This window comes from Candidatus Bathyarchaeota archaeon (assembly GCA_026014725.1).
Lineage (GTDB): Archaea > Thermoproteota > Bathyarchaeia > Bathyarchaeales > Bathycorpusculaceae > Bathycorpusculum.
Map to the genome: position 1 here is coordinate 1 of JAOZHV010000052.1, position 16,921 is coordinate 16,921.

A 16,921-nucleotide genomic window follows, 5' to 3' on the forward strand; every position below is an offset into this window, starting at 1 on the left:
CGTCAGTCCACAGCCAGAAGCCACTGCCGCGCCCACAGAAACGCCGCCATCAGTAGCTGACATGTACTTTGTGCCCGCAATGGCCGGAGTAATAATCGCAATCATAGTAGTTGGCGCAATCCTAGCACTACTACTGCTCAAAAAACGACCATAAAAAACACACAACAAAACAACCCTTCCCCTTTTTTAGTCAATTAATGAAGTAAAGTTGGGCTGAATAGGCTCTGGTTAACAATTCGCGATGGAATCATAGTCATCGTGATTTGCATTCAAATCTCCCTAAATTTGGTGCCAGAGCCTCAGCAAACCAAGTGAAAAATTCTATCCTGAAATATGAATTTCTTTAAGAAAGCATTAATATTGGCTCCGCTTAGGATTACTTGGTGAAGTTTTTGCCTATTGACCCTGATTTTCAAACCAAACGCCAAGTCGTTGGCGAACATAACGGTCACAAGGTCTGGGGACCAGTTGAACCCCCACAGAAGCTTGGAATTCACGGAACAACCAGCGCTGTTGACTGGGATGTCTGCGTAGGAGACGGCGTCTGCATTGATGTTTGCCCTGTTTCGCTCTATGATTGGGCTGATTCGCCGGGGCATCCGCTTTCTGAGCGGAAATCTGACCCTGTGCGTGAACAGGACTGTATACAGTGCTTAGCGTGTGAGACGCAGTGTCCAGAGCAGGCGATAAAAATAACTCCGCTCACGTAAGCAAGCGTTAATTTATTAAAAAAAGTAAAAGCTGATTGATTTTTTGATTAGCAAAGAAAGTGGTGGCTGGCTTACTTTACTAGGTTATAGTTTTTGTTTACTTTGTCCCAGTTGACGACGTTCCAGAAGGCGTCAATGAACTTGGCTCGTTCGTTCTTGTAGTCAACGTAGTAGGCGTGTTCCCAAACATCCAAAACCATCAGCACTTGAAAGCCTGGGTAGAGGTTTACGTTATGTTTTTCAATCTGCATAATCAGCGGTCTTGCGATGCATGGTTGAGCAACCAGCGCTGCCCAACCTGAACCTTCAACGGTTGCAGCGGCTTTTGAGAACTCTTGCTTAAACTGCTCAAAACCACCAAATTCATTGTTAATTGCATCGGCTATGGCTCCGCCTGGTTGACCACCACCGCCCTTGCCTGCTGGCGCCATGTTTTCCCAGAAAGTCGTGTGCAATAGGTGACCACCAATGTTGAATGATAGCTCTTTTAGAAGCGCTTTCACGTCTAAGTCGGCTTTTTCGCTGTGTGCTTTGTCGAGTTTTTCAAAAATCGCGTTAGCGCCGTTCACGTAGGCTTGGTGGTGCTTGTCATGGTGCAGTTTTAGCTGCTCCTCGGACATGTAGGGTGCTAGGGCATTGTAGTCGTAGGGTAGTTTTGGCAGAGTAAACTTTTTTACTTTCTCCATAAAATTCACCAAAATCTAACAATTCCATAGAAAAAAACAATTAATATACTTTACTTAAAAGCGCTAACACGCAAGCTTCAATCGCCTATAGAGCGCGATAGTTCAAACATCAGGCTTATAACCCTGCACGTTTAATTATTTTTACAGTGATTCTTTATGACTAAAACTGATGAAAACCTAAAGGTTGCTTTTGCAGGCGAATCCCAAGCTAACAGGATGTATTTGGCGTTCGCCAAGAAAGCGGAAGAGGAAGGCTTGCCTCAAATCGCTAAACTTTTCAGAGCCGCGGCTGAAGCGGAAACCGTCCATGCACTAAACCATCTGAGAGTGATGGGGCAAGTGAAAACGACGGCTGAAAACTTGAGCACTGCTGTTTCAGGCGAAACCTACGAGTTCAAGAAAATGTATCCTCAGATGATTGAAGACGCAAAAAGCGAAGGCAACAAGCAAGCCAAAGTAAGCTTTGACTGGGCAAACAAAGTTGAGCAGATTCATGCGAATCTGTATCAGAAAGCAATCGACACCTTAAAAACCCAAAAAGACATGCCTAAAGCTGATATTTCTGTGTGTCCAGTGTGCGGAAACACGTTTGAGGGGTCAGCCCCAGACATTTGCCCAATCTGCGGAACACCAAAAGAAAAATTCATCAAAATGGCCTAAACGTAATTTCATTTATTTTTATTTTTGTTGATTGTTGCCAACAAAGGGAAAAGTTAGGCTTTGATTTTTTGGGCGATTTGTTGCCCGAACTCAAAGCATTTCTTGAGCTCTTCACTGGTCGGAACCCACTTCAACTCTAGTCCAGGCTCGTTTACGTCGAAGCCTGTTTCTTTTGCCATCTTAATCATGCTTCGGACTGCGCCGCCTCCCCAGCCGTAGGAGCCAAAAAAGTACCATAGTTTGCCTTTGGGTTTGAGTCCACTGATGTATGTTAGGAATGTGCCTAGTGAAGGGAACATGCCATTGTTCAGCGTTGGTGAACCCACAAGAACCGCTTTGGCATCCACGATTTCAGTGACTACGTCAGTGTTGTCATTGGAGCGAAGTTTTAGCAGTTTAACTTCGACGCCTTCGCTTGCTATGCCGTCTCCGATTGCTCGCGCCATTTTGTCCGTGCTACCCCACATAGTGTCGAAAACTATGACTACCTTTTTCTTCACAGTTTTACCTGTGCACCAGTCCATGTAGGCGGTAACGATTTTCATCGGGTCCTTGCGCCAGATGATGCCGTGGCTGGGTGCGATAATGTCGATGGGCAGTTTCATGGCGACGACTTCCTGAATCTTCTTAACTATAAGAGGCGAAAAAGGCGTGAGAATGTTTGCGTAGTATGTGACGGCTTCTTCCATGAGCACATGCTGATCCACTTCGTCATCAAACCGCTCCGAGCTCGCAAAATGTTGCCCAAACGCGTCGTTAGGCATCAAAATCTTATCCTCCACCAGATAAGTGAACATGCTGTCAGGCCAATGCAACATCGGTGCCTCCAAGAATGAAAGCGTCTTCTTTCCAAGTTTTAGTTTGTCGCCTGTTTTTACGGCTTCAACTCTTTTGAATTCTGCGCCGTAGTGTTTGATGAGTTCTTCTCTGCCTCGTGCAGTGGCAAGGATTTTTGCGTTTTTCACCAGTTTAGCGATAGTTGGGAGGCTACTTGAGTGATCCATTTCCACGTGGTTGACTATTATGTAGTCAATTTTGTCTAGGCTGGTTAACTCTGAGATGTGTTCGATTAGTTCGTTGCAGAACGGCGCTTTTACAGTATCTATTAAGGCGGTTTTCTCGTCCTGTATCAAGTATGCGTTGTACGTAGTGCCTCGGCCTGTGGTGTAGCCGTGGAAATCTCGTATGTTCCAGTCAACTACTCCAACCCAGTGTACTCCATCCTTTAAGGCAACTTTAACCAATTCATTCATTCTCCAAAACATCTGACGAAGAATAGTTATTACAGAAGTTCCCGCGAAAGCTCTTATAACATTTTCGTTGCGCCAAGCCCAAACAAGCTGTAGGGTTATATGTTGGAAACACCAAAGTTAACTACAGAAGCCACTTTGCTGGCGACGTGTTTGTGAGGGCGAAAAAGTGAGTTTACTTCCTGATGATAAAAAAGAACTCTTAAAGAATGATTTCAAGGAGAAACTGGTTGACCCAGTAAAAATCGTTATGTTTACTCAAAAGGTTGAGTGCCGATTCTGCTCTGACACCAGAAAACTAGTTGAAGATATAGCCACTCTAAACGATAAGATAAAAACTGAAATTTACGATTTCGTGGCAGACAGCGCTAAAGCCAAAGAGTATGGAATCGACAAAATTCCCGCATTAGCGATAATTGGCAAGAAAGACTATGGTGTGCGAATCTACGGCTTGCCTTATGGTTACGAGCTTCAAACCTTGATTGAGGCAATCGTCAACGTTTCGAAGGGTACAACTGACTTGTCCGACAAAACCAAGCAGATACTTTCGGATGTGAAATCACCTGTTGATATCAAAGTGTTCGTTACCTTAACCTGTCCGCATTGTCCTGTCGCGGCTACTGTGGCGCATAAATTAGCCATCGAAAACGACATGATTAGGGCAGAAGTAATTGATGCCACAGAGTATCCTGATTTAGCAATGAAATACAATGTCATCGGCACACCAAAAATTGTTATTAACGAGAAGATAGAATTTGTCGGAGCCTTTAACGAGGACTTATTTGCAGAGCACGTTGTATTAGGAGCACTTCAGTGAGGGCAACTGCAAGTGAGCGATAAAACCAATTTAGAATTAGTTTTCGTTTACAGCAAAGACTTCATGGAACGTGTCATACGCAACCTAATCAACGACCCGTGCTTTTGCCAATCTTGCGGGCTTTACTGTGAATCATGCAAATATAACGTCTACAGCTTCGTCAAAAACGTTCGAGCCGCCATCCAACTGCCAAGCGCCTCTGACTTGCCAGCGTTCATCGATAACCCAGAAGAGTTTATGCCGAAAAAAATGCCGCCAGCCGACATCTGCCTAGCGTCAGGGCTTCACAAAGATTTGTTGCTGGAATTGCCAAACCAGATTGTGAAGGCTGGTATTAAGGCGTTGATTGTTCCAATTGAGGATTGGATTGAAGTGCCTTCAGGCGTGCGAAAACAAGTCGAAGACAAATGCAAAGAGTTGGGGATTGAATGTGCTTTTCCTAAGCCGTTTTGTACGCTTGAGCCTGAAGCGGATAAGCCCACGATTGCCCGTTTCATCGAGGAAACTAGGGTTGGGCGTCCAGTGCTGGAAATTACGCTTGCAATGGTGGATAAACGAGAGGTTATTGAGTGCGCAGTGGTTAGGCGGAGCGCGCCGTGTGGTTCAACATGGTACATCGCGCGGAAACTTGCGGGAGTATCAACCAAGAAGGAAGAACTCTATGACGCCATCGCAAAAGCGCACCACAGCTATCCCTGTACGGCAACCATGAACACTGACCCAGAAACCAAAGAGCCAATTTTACATATTGGCGGTTTTACAATTCGAGAAGAAGTGGATAAAGCGATAGAGAAAGAAAGAGAACGAATTAAAAAAGAAAAAAGTTCGGTTTAGTGTCCTCCACAACAACAGCAACCGTGTCCTGGTTTCCCAGAACCACCAGCGTATTTAGCTGGATTCTTATCAAAGGTTGCTTTGCATGAGGCGGCGCAGAAATAAAATTTCTTGCCCTCATAGTCAGAGGTATATTTTGCGTTTTTCTCATCAACCATCATACCGCAAACTGGGTCTTTAGCCATGCTTACTTCACCTCCTTTTCGCTGTCGGTTTTTTTGTCGTTAAACTTTTCGTACTTGAACTTGGCTAACCTCAAAGTTGCCGAGTTTCCAACTACTGTTAAGCTGCTGATAGCCATGGCGGCTGCCGCGTACATTGGGCCATTAACTCCTAGTAGTCCTGCTGCGGCGATTGGTATCATTACTGTGTTGTATGCGAATGCCCAAAACAGGTTGGTGTTGATTTTGCGCATTGTTTTCTTGCTAAGCTCCACGCCTAACGCTACATCCCGCAAATCGTCTTTTATGAGCACGATGCCGCCTGTTTCTTTGGCAATGTCTGTTCCGCTTCCTATGGCGATGCCGATGTCTGCTGTTGCCAGCGCGGGAGCATCATTGATTCCGTCTCCAACCATTGCCACAACTTTGCCTTCGCTTTGCAACTTTTTGATGGCTTCTTCTTTTTGCCACGGCAACACATTCGCTATGACGCTTTCGATGCCCAGTTGTGACGCTATGGCTTTTGCTGTTCGCTCATTGTCGCCTGTAAGCATTGCAACTTCCAGTTTCAGACTTTTCAAATGTTCGATAGCTTCCATCGCGTGCTCTTTTGGTGTATCCATCACTGCAACCATACCTGCTACTGTGCCATCAACTGCCAGTATCATTGCGGTTTTTCCTTGGCTCTCCAGATTTGCCATGTCCTCTTCGAGTTCTGCTACTGGTATGTTTTGTTCTTGCATGAGCTTTCGATTTCCAAGAAAAACCCTGCGGTTTGCAACGATACATCTGACTCCGCGGCCAGGCAAAGCCTCGAAGGCTTCTGCAGCAATAATCTGTACTTGGTTGCTTTGTGCATACTTTACTATTGCTTCTGCTAAGGGGTGCTCTGAGCCTTTTTCAGCTGAACCTGCAAATGTTAAGACATCTTTTTCTGTGAAGCCGTTGTAAGTTTTAACGTCAGTTACTGAGGGTTCTCCTTTTGTCAGCGTTCCTGTTTTATCAAAGACAACCGTGCTGAGTTTTCTTGCTTTCTCTACGTACTCTCCGCTTCTTAGCAAGATGCCGTATTCAGCGCCTTTTCCGACACCAGCTAAAACAGCGGTTGGAGTTGCAATCCCCATGGCGCAGGGGCAAGCTATGAGCAACACTGAGAGAAGCGCAAAGAATGCCGCTTGAACGCTGACAGTTAAGCTTAGAACAGTGAACGATATTGCGGCAACCGTGAATACGATGGGTACGAATCTTTCAACAACTTTATCGGCGAACTTTTGTATCGGCGCACTTGAGGCTTGAGCTTCTTCGACAAGACGAATTATCTGAGAGAGGGCTGTGTCCTCGCCGACTTTTGTTGCCTTAAACTTGAGGACGCCTGTTTTGTTCATGGTTGCTCCTATGACTTCACTGCCGACATTTTTCTCTACAGGGATGCTCTCGCCTGTGAGCAGTTTTTCATCAACTGAAGAATACCCCTCAATCACTACGCCGTCAGTGGGAATTTTTTCGCCTGGCTTCACAATTATAACATCGTCAATTTGCAACTCTTCCGCTGTGATTTGCATTTCTTGCCCGTCACGGATGACAGTTGCAGTTGTAGGCTGAAGTTCAAGCAGTTTCCTCACCGAGGCGGCTGACCGACGGCGTATCAGTTCCTCTATGTACTTTCCAAGCAGTACAAAGGCAAGAATTCCGATGGCTACTTCTAGATAGCCAAACTCTGCTATTTCCACTGACCCTGCAATTTGGGGAAAGAAAGTTGTAATTGCACCGTATGACCAACCAGCAAGAACTCCAACTGTGACTAGTACGTCCATGTTTATTTTGCGGTTTTTAAGCGAGAAGAACGCGCCTTTGTAGATGCTAAAGCCTGCAATCCACACAATAGGCGTAGAGACGAGGAATATGGCTAATCCATATACTGAGAGTCCGCCTGCTATTTGTAAATACATTACTGCGGCAACAATGCCAAACAGAGTAATGACACGTAGTCCAAGTGCTGCCATTACGCCTATTAACGTGAGGGAAACTCGGCGTTTCATAGCCTTTAGTTCGCGTTCTGGTTGCTCGTAAATTGCTGCGCATGATTCCGAGCAGAAATAGTAGTAGCGGTCGCCGATTTTGCGCTCGATGGCGGTTTCCTTGTCGATGACCATGCCGCATACAGGGTCTCGTACTTTAGTCACAAGTAGGTCTCCTTACAATTATTAATCTAGACCTTTGCGGCTTTAAACATTTAAATGTATCTGAATAAGACATATCTTTTTTCGATAAAAACAAGCAAAAATCAACTATCAAACAAGAAAATAAAAAAAGAGGTCACTCTAACCGTTTAATTATATGGTACCCGAACTGAGTTTTAACAGGATCAGAAACCTGCCCTTTTTCAAGCGAGAAAGCAGCTTTCTCAAACTCCTTAACCATCTTGCCCCTTGTGAAAGTTCCAAGGTCTCCGCCTTTCTTTCCTGAGGGGCAAAGAGAAACGGCTTGGGCTATGGCGCCGAATTTTTCGCCCTTGTCTAATCGGGCTTTTATGTTCTTGGCTTCTGTTTCTGTCTTGACTAAGATGTGGGCACAGCGTACTTTATCTAGCATACTAATCCATTCTTCTTTTAATGATATAACTCTTCTTGCACTACGCCTCAAAATTAGCTTTTATTATTCAATCTCTTCAAAAATCATGCTTGGACCAAAGGCATGTGCTTCTTTTTTTACATAAAAAAGTTAAAATGTTTTTCAGGCTTTTTCTTGCTACTTCGAACTTCGAAGTACTTCTCACAGATATTGTTATAACAACTGTAGCTAATAGGTTCGCTATGGAATCTGATAAAATGCTCAAGAATATTGAGGAAAAACATAGCTTAGATCGAGCGACAGTCGAGCAACTGGCTAGAATTATGGCGTCTTTATTTAATATAGAAGACTAGAAAGTAAAGTAATCCTTTATCTTTTTGATAGGGCATATTTCAAAAAATTGAATTTAATAATAAATAAGGGAAGAATCTCTCCGTTGAGAGATAGCGGTTTTAAAGAAACTTGAGTTTACTCTTCGATTACCTGAATTGCACCTTCAGGGCATTGTGCTTCACATGCTCTGCAAACCAAACATTCACTTACTTTGGTTGGTACAGATTTGCCGTCTTTAATCTCGTATACGCCTACAGGGCAAGTGTTGACACAAGTTTCGCATCCAGTGCATTTAGGATCGACAACAATTTTAACCATTTTTGTCTAACCTCTCTGCATTATTTTTATTGCAAAGGTGTTACGCAAAATAAAAGGTTTTAGGTGTTTTAGCGTATTTTTTCACGTAAACGGAGCATAATTCCGTTGATTCCTGATTCCGCTTTGTCTCGGCGCTTTTGGTATTCCTCAATGTTTTTCTTGTAGTATTCGAGTGAAATTTCACCTTTTCTTTGACGTAGCTCAAGGTTTTTGATGTTTTCTTCAGCTTCAGCCAAGTCTGCTTCGGCAGCGTCTAATTGTTTAGCTAAATCAGAGTAAGCACTGCTGGAGCCTCGTAGTATCGCTTTTGTTCTTTCAATGTTTCTGGTTAAGCCTTCTAAGCGGATTTCTATAGCTCTCTTTTGAACCTTGTACTGGCGTCTTGGAATCTTGCCCTTCTGAGCTCTTGTATGCAGTAATTTTAGCTCATCTTTTAATTCCTTTCTTGTTTCATAAGCGTCAATGAGATCGCTGAGGTTGTCCACAGTTACATGCTGACCAGGTTTAACTTCAACCGTTTCTTGTTGTGAAGGCGTTACACGTGTCGGTTTTGGTGTAGGCAATTCTTCGCTTCCAAGGGCGTATGGTTTTTCCTCTTTTGGTCTGCGTTTTCTATAGACTACTGCGCCTATGCACCCGATCATTGCCAACAGTAAAGCCCAAAATGTAGGCCTAAAGGAAGCCCATACTGGACTGTAACTGTAAGAAAACTCGACAAAGTTGTCTTTTGGTGCACTGTAATCCACAAAGCTCAGGCCATCTCTTTTGACTGTAAGTTTGTCTTGGAATGCTTCTCTTGTTAGAGTGGAGGATGAGTCAAGGGTTGCTAATTGGGGTGTTATGATTGTTGCGCCTTCGGGAGGGGTAAACTGTATGGTTGAATGGTCAACGTAATAGAAGAAGCTTGGGAATAGAGCGAATTTTCCTAAATTATAGTTTGAGCCTTCAAGCTTTGCGCTTGGTAAATTATACTGTACTGTTATTGTTGAAGATTGACCAACAGTTAAGAATGTTACCAATGTGGCGTTAGCCAGTAACATGTCGCCTTTTGCTGTGGTTCCAATTGCGGTTTGTAGCGTTCTACCCACGTCATCTTTTACATCAATGTTGGTGGCATCAAGAGGTAATCCGATTACGAAGGAGTTCATGTTTGTAGAGTTATTGATAAGACGATAACTATCTACACCAGTCACAAGCCCAGACGGGTCAATGGTTATTTGTCTGTCTAAATTAGTAATTGTAAGTAACTGTAGTGTTCCAACGGACACTTGAAAGCTTGCAGTACCCTGTGAATACGTGTATGCTGGTAAGTCATTTTTAACATAAACTGAGTCTTTGATTTCTCCGTCATCCTTTGTAATGGTTATCTTTGTCGGTGTGCTCGGAAAAGTAACGGTTACATTGCATGTGCCGACATTTTGCGTTAAGCTTGGATAAGCTGGGAAATCAAGTTTGCCAGCACCTGCATCTAGCTCGGTAATAAGGCGATTTGACAATACGAATGCTACAGTGAAAACACTTGGTGAATTGCCGTTAAAATTGATTTCTGCTCCGTAAAAGCCGCTTCGGTCGCCTAATTGGACACCCATATTCATCTGGTAGAGGTGGTTTTGGTCGTAGGCTAAGCCCTTGAGAACATAATTGCTGTAAATGCGCGGTAGCCCAATCATGAAACCGTCGGATATTTGCCCAGAAACGTAAATTGTGTCCAAGATAACTACGTGCCCCGAGTACATGATAATAACCTCGTGGTCTACCTTGTTAATGGTATAGCCGCTTGTTTGGGCAGAGACAGTGCCAAGTGGCATAACAACCGAAAGAACGACTATTAATGAGAGAGCCGCGGTCAAGAGGGTTACACTAATGCGCTTCACTGAATTCACCAAGCTCAAGTTTCTCTAATCTAACGTCAACTCATTTATTTACCTTTAGAATTGATAACGTCATATTTAGGGCTTAAGCTCAAACGTACATTACGCGTCTTCCTTGAGGTGTTGATATAACTCATTAATGTATTCGTTGACACTTTTCTGCTGTTTTTTCGCTAAACGTTTTATGGCATTGTTTATTCCCGTTGAATACTGCACCGCTTTCTTGGGCTTCTTCGCAACAGCGGCAGGCACCCCAACGTTTAGCGCCATTTTTCGCAACACAAGCTTCCGTAACGTCTCAGGGTTCTGTTCAATTTTGCATTCTATCGGCAGACTGAGGGCAAATTTTGCAAGGTCAAAAGATGCAAAAGGCAAACGCAACTCCACATCATGAAAACCAGTGATTTTTAAGTCGCGCTCCAAATTGCTCGTATGAATGTTAACCACGTCGTCGAAGATGGTTTTCAACGTTTTCTCGCTTCCATCTTGACAGTACAGGTTGACATAGCGTTGGTAGCCACCGAACAATTCATCCGCACCCTGCCCAGCCAACAACACCTTGAACCCTGCATCAGCAGCTTTTTCCGCTGCCCAATAAAACGGCACGCCGATGCTTGCTTTGATTGGGTCAGGTTCCTCAATTAGCTCCACAACTTTAGGCAAGGTTGCTTCCACATCGGAGTCCTTGAACAAGTGAATATGGAGAGGTAAATCCAAGGCTTCTGCTGCCTCAATTGCCTCTTCTGTTTCCTCTTGGTTTTCTAAACTAACATGAAGCAAGCTGACTTTGATGCCCAGTTTGTTTGCCAAAAAAGCCACAACACTGCTGTCTAAACCGCCTGAAAACGCAACCGCCACTTTTTTTAAGCCATGAACTCTTCGCCGAATCGATTCTTCAAGAAGAGCTTGGAGCGTTTTGGCGGCATCCCCGATTCCAACTTGTGCGGGCTCGGTATAGGTTAGTTTTTTTACTGGTTTGAACTGGAAGCCGTCTCGGTTTGTAAATGCTAGATTGCCGGGTGGGAAAGAGGTGGGGTTTTCGATGCCGAGTTTCCAGAGGGCTTTTTTGTTAGTGGCTACGGCGGCGACTTCTTTGTTTTCGCCAAAATAGAGCGGTTGAACTCCGATGGGGTCTCTTGCCGTTGCCATCCACCCGTCTTTGATTAGTAGGAATTGGTAGTCTCCGTCTGCCTGTTGAATCAGTGTTTGCAGGGTTGCTTCGCAGTGACGCGGTTCTTTGGCGGCTTGATGCGCAATTGCGGGTTTTGGGATGGGTTCATATATTTTGCCTTCAAAGAGAAGCGCGGCATCTTCTAACTGTAAGAATTCATAGCTACTAGCCGTCGCAGGTTGTGAGGCTGCATAACCGATAACGGTTGACGATTCCACGCTTTGTTTGCCAATAAGGTTGAGGTTCTTTTGGAAAAGACATTTCTTAGGTGAAATTAATCCGTAATGCGTTGACTGCCCAACATCGAACGCTCGTAAAACGTCAAGGACACGGTTAACCACGCTGTTACCTTGTTTGTCTAATGCTGCAACCGTTACTCTCATAACAACACCCAGTGCACGATGTACACTTGTGCTAATGCTTTGGTAAAACATTAATCTTTAATCCGCATAACTTTAGAGCTTGAGGAAAACTAACTTGCCCATCACACCCATAGACACTGGCCGCTACGGCACGCCAGAAATGCTCAAAATCTTCGAAGAAGAAGCTCGCATCCAAAAACTGCTCGATGTGGAAGCCGCTTTGGCTTTGGCTCATGCTGAAGTCGGCAACATCCCAAAGAAGGATGCTGAAAAAATCGCTTCCATGGCGTCCACAAAATACGTTAAAGTTGAACGCGTCAAAGCTATTGAGAAGGAGATTAAGCATGACCTTGCCTCGCTGGTTCGTGCCCTCTCAGAGGTCTGCGGATCAAGTGGTGCTTATGTGCATCTGGGGGCAACAAGCTATGACATAGTAGATACAGCTAACGCATTGCAACTAAAAGATGCCCTAGATGTTGTTGAAAAGAAGCTAACCAGTTTCAAGATAGTCTTGCAAAAACAAGCGCTCAAATACAAAGACACAGTTATGATTGGGCGAACCCACGGGCAACACGCCCTGCCCATTACGCTTGGTTTCAAGTTTGCGGTTTGGGGCTACGAAATCAACAGGCACCTTGAACGCATAAACGAATGCAAAAAACGAGTCTTAGCAGGAAAGGTCAGCGGCGCGGTGGGCACTCAAGCAAGTTTAGGCGAGCACGCCGAGCGGATTCAGGAGCTTGTTATGAAACAGCTCGGTCTTGGCACGGCTGAGATTTCCACGCAGATTGTTCAGCGCGACCGCTATGCCGAACTCGTTTGCATTTATGGTATGGTTGCTTCTTCGCTTGAGAATTTTGCAACGGAAATCCGAGAACTCCAACGCCCAGAAATCGGCGAAGTCTTCGAGTCTTTTGAGGTTAAAAAGCAGGTGGGCAGTTCCACGATGCCTCACAAGCAGAACCCTGAAACATGCGAACGCGTCTGCGGTTTAGCTCGTATCGTTCGAAGCCTCAGCATGCCAGCGCTTGAGGATATGGTTACGTGGCATGAACGTGACCTAACGCAGTCATCAGCGGAACGTTTTATTTTGCCAGAATCAAACATACTGCTAGACTACATTCTAACGCTCATGTGCGATATCGTGGCTAACTTACGAGTTGATAGCGAACGAATGCTACAGAACTTATCTTTAACGCGGGGTCGAGCAATGTCGGAAGCCGTCATGATGGCGCTGACAAAGAAGGGCGTGAACAGGCAAGACGCCCACGAGTTGCTTCGGAAACTGACAATTCAAAGCGCAGTTGAGAACAAGGATTTCAAGCAGGTTCTCCTAAAAGACAAGTTTGTAAGCGGTAAGCTTAGCGAAAAGGAAATTGACCAAGCCCTAAACCCCAAAAACTACTTGGGAACAGCAATCAAACAAGCAGAAAAATTCGCCAAGGCTTAGAAATCTGAAAGCGCCTTCTGCTTAAACTCCTGCACCCTATCCAGGCTTTCCCATGTGTCTTTTTTCACGAAGCCGCCGACTTGCTCTTTGATTTTCTTTGCCAGCCTTGGACCTATAAGAGGCAGGTTCGTCAAGTCCTCAATCGGTGCCTGTTTTATGTCTTCGATGGTTTGGAATCCTGCGTTATACATTATGCGTCCGCGAACCCGTCCGATGCCCTCCAGTTTGACGATGGGCAAGAGCTCTTTCTTTATGCCTTTGGAAACTCTCTCTACCAGCTCGCTTGACAGCGGCAAAATAGCTTTTTCTCCAAAAAGTCTCGCCAATTCCTCAGTCGCATGAAGTAGCCACTTGGCGTTTTCGATGGTGCGGTACAAGTCGCCGGGTTGCACGTTGAATCGTTCAATGAGTTTTTCTTCGCTGACTTCTTCAATCCAGTTCTTCATAACTATGGCGGTTTTGATTTCTCCAAGAAACTCTTCATATGCGAAATGGTCAGCGTATTCGTTTGGGGGTTCAGTGAAGAGTTCTTGTTTGTGCTCTTCTAGCTGCAGGGACAAGGTGTCGAATTCGCGAGAGTACGGTCGCATCACGGGGCCCATGTCGGTGGTGTGAGAAATCAGATGCAGTAAACTAAAATCTGTTAGGAGTGCTGGTTTGTTGTGGAGTGCGTCGCGGATGACTACGGCTGAGAGCGGGTCAATGTAGAGTTCACTAACACGCTTGCCAAACTTGGTTGCGTAAATGTCGCTTTTGCTGAAATCCAGCATCTGCTCTTCGTAGAGGTATTTTAGAATCTTGGCGATGATGCTCTTGATGGCTTTAATGTCATACTGGTATGCGTAGAAGGTTCTGCCAAAGAACTCAAAAATCCCCTCTTCAGTGTGAGCGAAATCTGAGGCTACTGTTGCCAAAACGTGCCCACGCATGATTTTTTCAACCGCCAGCCGTGACCAGATGCGTTCAGGTTTGGCAAGTATGTAGTTTTCCATTAAGAAATCAGCTTCATCGCTGGTTTTCGCAATTAGGACGGATTCGCCGAATTTGTCGTATTTTGGTCTGCCTGCCCTGCCTGCCATCTGCTTGTATTCCAACACGCTGATGGGGTAGTTTCCGTAGCCTGGCTCAAATCGCCTGTAGTCTTGGATGATGACTGTTCGCGCTGGCAAGTTAACGCCGAAAGCCAACGTTGGCGTAGCTGTTAAAACTTTGATTTTGCCTTCCTTAAACGAGTCTTCAACCAGCTTGCGGTGTGCTCCGCCTAAGCCCGCGTGATGAAATGCGGTTCCACACTTTACAAGTTGGGCAAGGGTTTCGCTGATTTGAGTGCGCTCTGCCGCGTTAAGGATTATTTCTGCTTCGTGCTCCAGCGAACGCTTCAGAGGCTTAGAGAGAACATCGCCCGTGTGCTGGGCGACAGCCTTTGCCGCGGAGACCGAGTTTTTTCTTGTTGAAGCAAAAACTAGTGCTTGTCCACCATTTTTGAGAGTGTTTAAGACCATGTTGATGTAGGGATAGCGTGTTTTCTTTTCGATTTTTCTTGCGTCGCCATCCTTGTACTGGACTTCCTCATTTAAAACGACACCTTCCTTGAGCGAAACAGGGCGCCACTCAGTAACAATATATTGGGCTTTAAGCCATGAAGCGATTTCATCCACGTTGCCTATAGTGGCGCTTAATGCCAGAATTTGGATGTCGGGGTTAACCTGCATCAGCCTTGCCAGCACGATTTCAAGGGTTGGTCCACGTTCTGCCTCGTTTAAGAGGTGAACTTCATCAGCTATAACCAGCGATATGCTGTCCATCCATTTGGCACGGTGCCTCAGAAGCGAGTCTGCCTTCTCATTGGTTGTGACAATGATGTCGTAGCGTTCAAGCCAAGTGTCTGCCGTGTCAAAATCTCCTGTACTGATGCCTACACTGACCTTTCTGCCGTCTGGCTTTCTGATGCTTGAGTACTTTCTGAAGTCATCAAACTTTTCGCTTGCCAAGGCTCGAAGAGGCGAAAGATAGATAACTTTACCGCCCTGTTCGAGCACATGTTTTAAACTGCAGAGTTCCGCAATCAAGGTCTTGCCCGACGCGGTTGGGCTGGCAAGCACAATATTTTTGCCATCTAGCACTCCTGCCCGTATGGTTTCTTCTTGAGGCGGAAACAACTCCACAATCCCCAAGCCGAGTAGTACTTCTTTAACTGAATCTGGGATGGGTAGCTCTGCGATTTTCAAAGTGTTCGCCAGTAATTTTGATTGTTACTTGTATGGGTTTGGGTGGGTTATTAGAGTTTTAGTAGCTTGATAGGCTTTTTCGCCTGTAACAAGTAAATCTGCAAGAAATAAAGAAAATAAAAAGTTGAAGATAAGTTGTTTACTTAGCTGCTGCTTTTGCTAGTTTCTTTAGGATTTGGTCTTTAGCGATTGTGTAAGCGATTGAATAGTCAAATAGTCCTTGTGCTTCAGCGGTGGCGCGTTTAATCATTTCTGTTTCCGTTTTGATTTTGAGTTTGCCGATGGCTAATGCGCCGATGCCGAAAACGCCTGCTTTGAGTTCTACCCCGTCATCGTTTGGACCTAAACCTTCGACGCCGAGGGGTTTGATGGCGTTTATGTCTGCGACGATTTTGCATTTGGGTGCTTGATTGAGGTCTGCTTTTGAGAGAAGTTGAATTCCTCCTGCGCCTGCGGCAAGGATGATTTCTGCGTCTTTGACCGCGGTTGCTGTTTGCTCAGGTTTTGAGACTTCAACAACTTTCACCCGTGTTGCACCGCATTCAGCATTGATTTTGTCAGCGACAGCTTGACCCTTTGCCATTGAGCGGCTGCTGATGGTTACGTTTGCTTTTTCTGCTGCGTAGATTCTTGCGGCTGTCTGCCCGACTGGTCCTGTGCCTGCTAGAACGGTGACGTTTTTGCCTTCTAAGCTACCTAAACCTTTCTCCATGGATGCTCCGAAAGTTTTTGCTACTGCGGCAGCAGCTGTTGAGTATCCTCCTCGTGGGTCAACGATTATGCTGTTGCCCCATGGAGCGGATTTCATGGCTTTCTGTGTTGCTTGAACGACTTTTTCGACTTCTTCAAAGTTGCTTCCGTTGATGAAGACTTTTGTGTGTGCTGCACCCATCGGTCCGCGTGGGAAGAGCAGGTCATAGACGATTTTTGGGGCGTCTTCGCCTGTGACGTTTTCATACTTGAATATCATTGAATCTGGGAATGCGTCTATGGCGACGAGCATGTCGAATGGACTGCAATATTTGTCTGTGTCTAAGAAAACGAAAACTGTTTTGTAGGTTGGTTGTGCCAATTTTTTACACCTTTACTTGTGTGTGATACAGTTTAACGATTTAAGAATTGTCCAGACCAAACACGCTAATCAAGTTCTATATGGGAAGCGGCAGGTTGCCAGAGCAAAAAGGCTTTTTCTTGATTGATTAGCTGCCGAGGGCATATTTGTATCCTAATAGTGGTTCTATGCAGAAACCTATAGGGGGTAGGTGTTATTGACGCTTTTTCAAGCCAAAGCGTGTTGGTTTTTTCACTGCGACCATACGCTACTACGACCATTAGTGCACATTTGCCCCTTAGGGATGGTCGCGGTAAAACTGCCGTGTCAGATAATACTTGATGGTCGCAGTAAACCCGCCCACAACCACCCAGCGTCCTAAACTCGCGTTATATAAGGGGATAGGGGTAGGTGCAGAGCAACAAAACTTCAATATTACGCCAATTTA

Annotated in this window: 15 protein-coding genes; 5 read left to right on the forward strand and 10 right to left on the reverse strand. The window is 45.1% G+C overall.

Annotated features, from left to right (window positions below; translation table 11 throughout):
• Window positions 1–392: 392 nt before the first annotated feature.
• On the forward strand, window positions 393–710 hold the full coding sequence (locus NWE95_10425; protein ID MCW4004313.1) for a ferredoxin family protein: 318 nt from the start codon (window positions 393–395) through the stop codon (window positions 708–710).
• 71 nt (window positions 711–781) lie between these two features.
• Here NWE95_10425 and NWE95_10430 read toward each other — a convergent pair whose 3' ends face one another.
• Window positions 782–1,396, reverse strand: coding sequence for a superoxide dismutase (locus NWE95_10430; protein ID MCW4004314.1), 615 nt, complete (start codon window positions 1,394–1,396; stop codon window positions 782–784).
• 156 nt (window positions 1,397–1,552) lie between these two features.
• Here NWE95_10430 and NWE95_10435 point away from each other — a divergent pair, with 156 nt between their 5' ends.
• The gene (locus tag NWE95_10435; GenBank protein ID MCW4004315.1) at window positions 1,553–2,056 is read left to right on the forward strand and encodes a rubrerythrin family protein; all 504 of its coding nucleotides are present in this window, start codon (window positions 1,553–1,555) and stop codon (window positions 2,054–2,056) included.
• 53 nt (window positions 2,057–2,109) lie between these two features.
• On the opposite strand, the gene NWE95_10440 is transcribed toward NWE95_10435, so the two are convergent.
• Window positions 2,110–3,309, reverse strand: coding sequence for a flavodoxin domain-containing protein (locus NWE95_10440; protein ID MCW4004316.1), 1,200 nt, complete (start codon window positions 3,307–3,309; stop codon window positions 2,110–2,112).
• A gap of 166 nt (window positions 3,310–3,475) precedes the next feature.
• Between NWE95_10440 and NWE95_10445 the strand changes: the two genes are divergently transcribed.
• Together NWE95_10445 and NWE95_10450 are read left to right on the forward strand one after the other, a co-directional pair.
• Entirely contained in the window at window positions 3,476–4,123 is a 648-nt protein-coding gene (locus NWE95_10445; GenBank protein ID MCW4004317.1) for a thioredoxin family protein, read from the forward strand.
• A gap of 12 nt (window positions 4,124–4,135) precedes the next feature.
• Window positions 4,136–4,957, forward strand: a complete 822-nt coding sequence (locus NWE95_10450) for a DUF166 family protein (GenBank protein ID MCW4004318.1) — start codon at window positions 4,136–4,138, stop codon at window positions 4,955–4,957.
• Here NWE95_10450 and NWE95_10455 read toward each other — a convergent pair.
• The 6 genes from NWE95_10455 to NWE95_10480 all read right to left on the reverse strand — a co-directional run bounded on the left by NWE95_10455 (window position 4,954) and on the right by NWE95_10480 (window position 11,765).
• Window positions 4,954–5,142, reverse strand: coding sequence for a YHS domain-containing protein (locus NWE95_10455; GenBank protein MCW4004319.1), 189 nt, complete (start codon window positions 5,140–5,142; stop codon window positions 4,954–4,956). The two genes, NWE95_10450 and NWE95_10455, sit on opposite strands and share 4 nt — an antisense overlap.
• 2 nt (window positions 5,143–5,144) lie before the next feature.
• Window positions 5,145–7,301: a heavy metal translocating P-type ATPase gene (locus NWE95_10460; GenBank protein MCW4004320.1), complete on the reverse strand. Its 2,157-nt coding sequence runs from the start codon at window positions 7,299–7,301 to the stop codon at window positions 5,145–5,147.
• Between the two features lie 133 nt (window positions 7,302–7,434).
• A complete protein-coding gene (locus tag NWE95_10465) occupies window positions 7,435–7,710 on the reverse strand; it encodes a peptidylprolyl isomerase (protein MCW4004321.1) in 276 nt (91 codons plus the stop codon).
• Window positions 7,711–8,157: 447 nt separating this feature from the next.
• Window positions 8,158–8,340, reverse strand: a complete 183-nt coding sequence (locus tag NWE95_10470; GenBank protein ID MCW4004322.1) for a 4Fe-4S binding protein — start codon at window positions 8,338–8,340, stop codon at window positions 8,158–8,160.
• Window positions 8,341–8,408: 68 nt separating this feature from the next.
• Complete coding sequence (locus NWE95_10475) at window positions 8,409–10,214, reverse strand: hypothetical protein (GenBank protein ID MCW4004323.1); 1,806 nt, start codon at window positions 10,212–10,214, stop codon at window positions 8,409–8,411.
• A gap of 99 nt (window positions 10,215–10,313) precedes the next feature.
• On the reverse strand, window positions 10,314–11,765 hold the full coding sequence (locus NWE95_10480) for an asparagine synthetase B (GenBank protein MCW4004324.1): 1,452 nt from the start codon (window positions 11,763–11,765) through the stop codon (window positions 10,314–10,316).
• Window positions 11,766–11,859: 94 nt separating this feature from the next.
• Here NWE95_10480 and purB point away from each other — a divergent pair, with 94 nt between their 5' ends.
• Window positions 11,860–13,194 carry an adenylosuccinate lyase gene (gene purB / locus NWE95_10485; protein MCW4004325.1) on the forward strand — a complete coding sequence of 445 codons (1,335 nt, stop codon included), beginning with the start codon at window positions 11,860–11,862 and terminating at the stop codon, window positions 13,192–13,194.
• On the opposite strand, the gene NWE95_10490 is transcribed toward purB, so the two are convergent.
• Together NWE95_10490 and NWE95_10495 are read right to left on the reverse strand one after the other, a co-directional pair.
• On the reverse strand, window positions 13,191–15,422 hold the full coding sequence (locus NWE95_10490) for a DEAD/DEAH box helicase (protein ID MCW4004326.1): 2,232 nt from the start codon (window positions 15,420–15,422) through the stop codon (window positions 13,191–13,193). The two genes, purB and NWE95_10490, sit on opposite strands and share 4 nt — an antisense overlap.
• Before the next feature lie 139 nt (window positions 15,423–15,561).
• Window positions 15,562–16,494, reverse strand: coding sequence for a methylenetetrahydrofolate dehydrogenase (locus tag NWE95_10495; GenBank protein MCW4004327.1), 933 nt, complete (start codon window positions 16,492–16,494; stop codon window positions 15,562–15,564).
• Window positions 16,495–16,921 lie beyond the last annotated feature (427 nt).

Bases quoted from the DNA above. Each gene is read 5' to 3' on its own strand.
- NWE95_10430 (MCW4004314.1), bottom strand. From the start codon at position 1,396: ATGGAGAAAGTAAAAAAGTTTACTCTGCCAAAACTACCCTACGACTAC.
- NWE95_10435 (MCW4004315.1), top strand. From the start codon at position 1,553: ATGACTAAAACTGATGAAAACCTAAAGGTTGCTTTTGCAGGCGAATCC.
- NWE95_10440 (MCW4004316.1), bottom strand. From the start codon at position 3,309: ATGAATGAATTGGTTAAAGTTGCCTTAAAGGATGGAGTACACTGGGTT.
- NWE95_10455 (MCW4004319.1), bottom strand. From the start codon at position 5,142: ATGGCTAAAGACCCAGTTTGCGGTATGATGGTTGATGAGAAAAACGCA.
- NWE95_10465 (MCW4004321.1), bottom strand. From the start codon at position 7,710: ATGCTAGATAAAGTACGCTGTGCCCACATCTTAGTCAAGACAGAAACA.
- NWE95_10470 (MCW4004322.1), bottom strand. From the start codon at position 8,340: ATGGTTAAAATTGTTGTCGATCCTAAATGCACTGGATGCGAAACTTGT.
- NWE95_10480 (MCW4004324.1), bottom strand. From the start codon at position 11,765: ATGAGAGTAACGGTTGCAGCATTAGACAAACAAGGTAACAGCGTGGTT.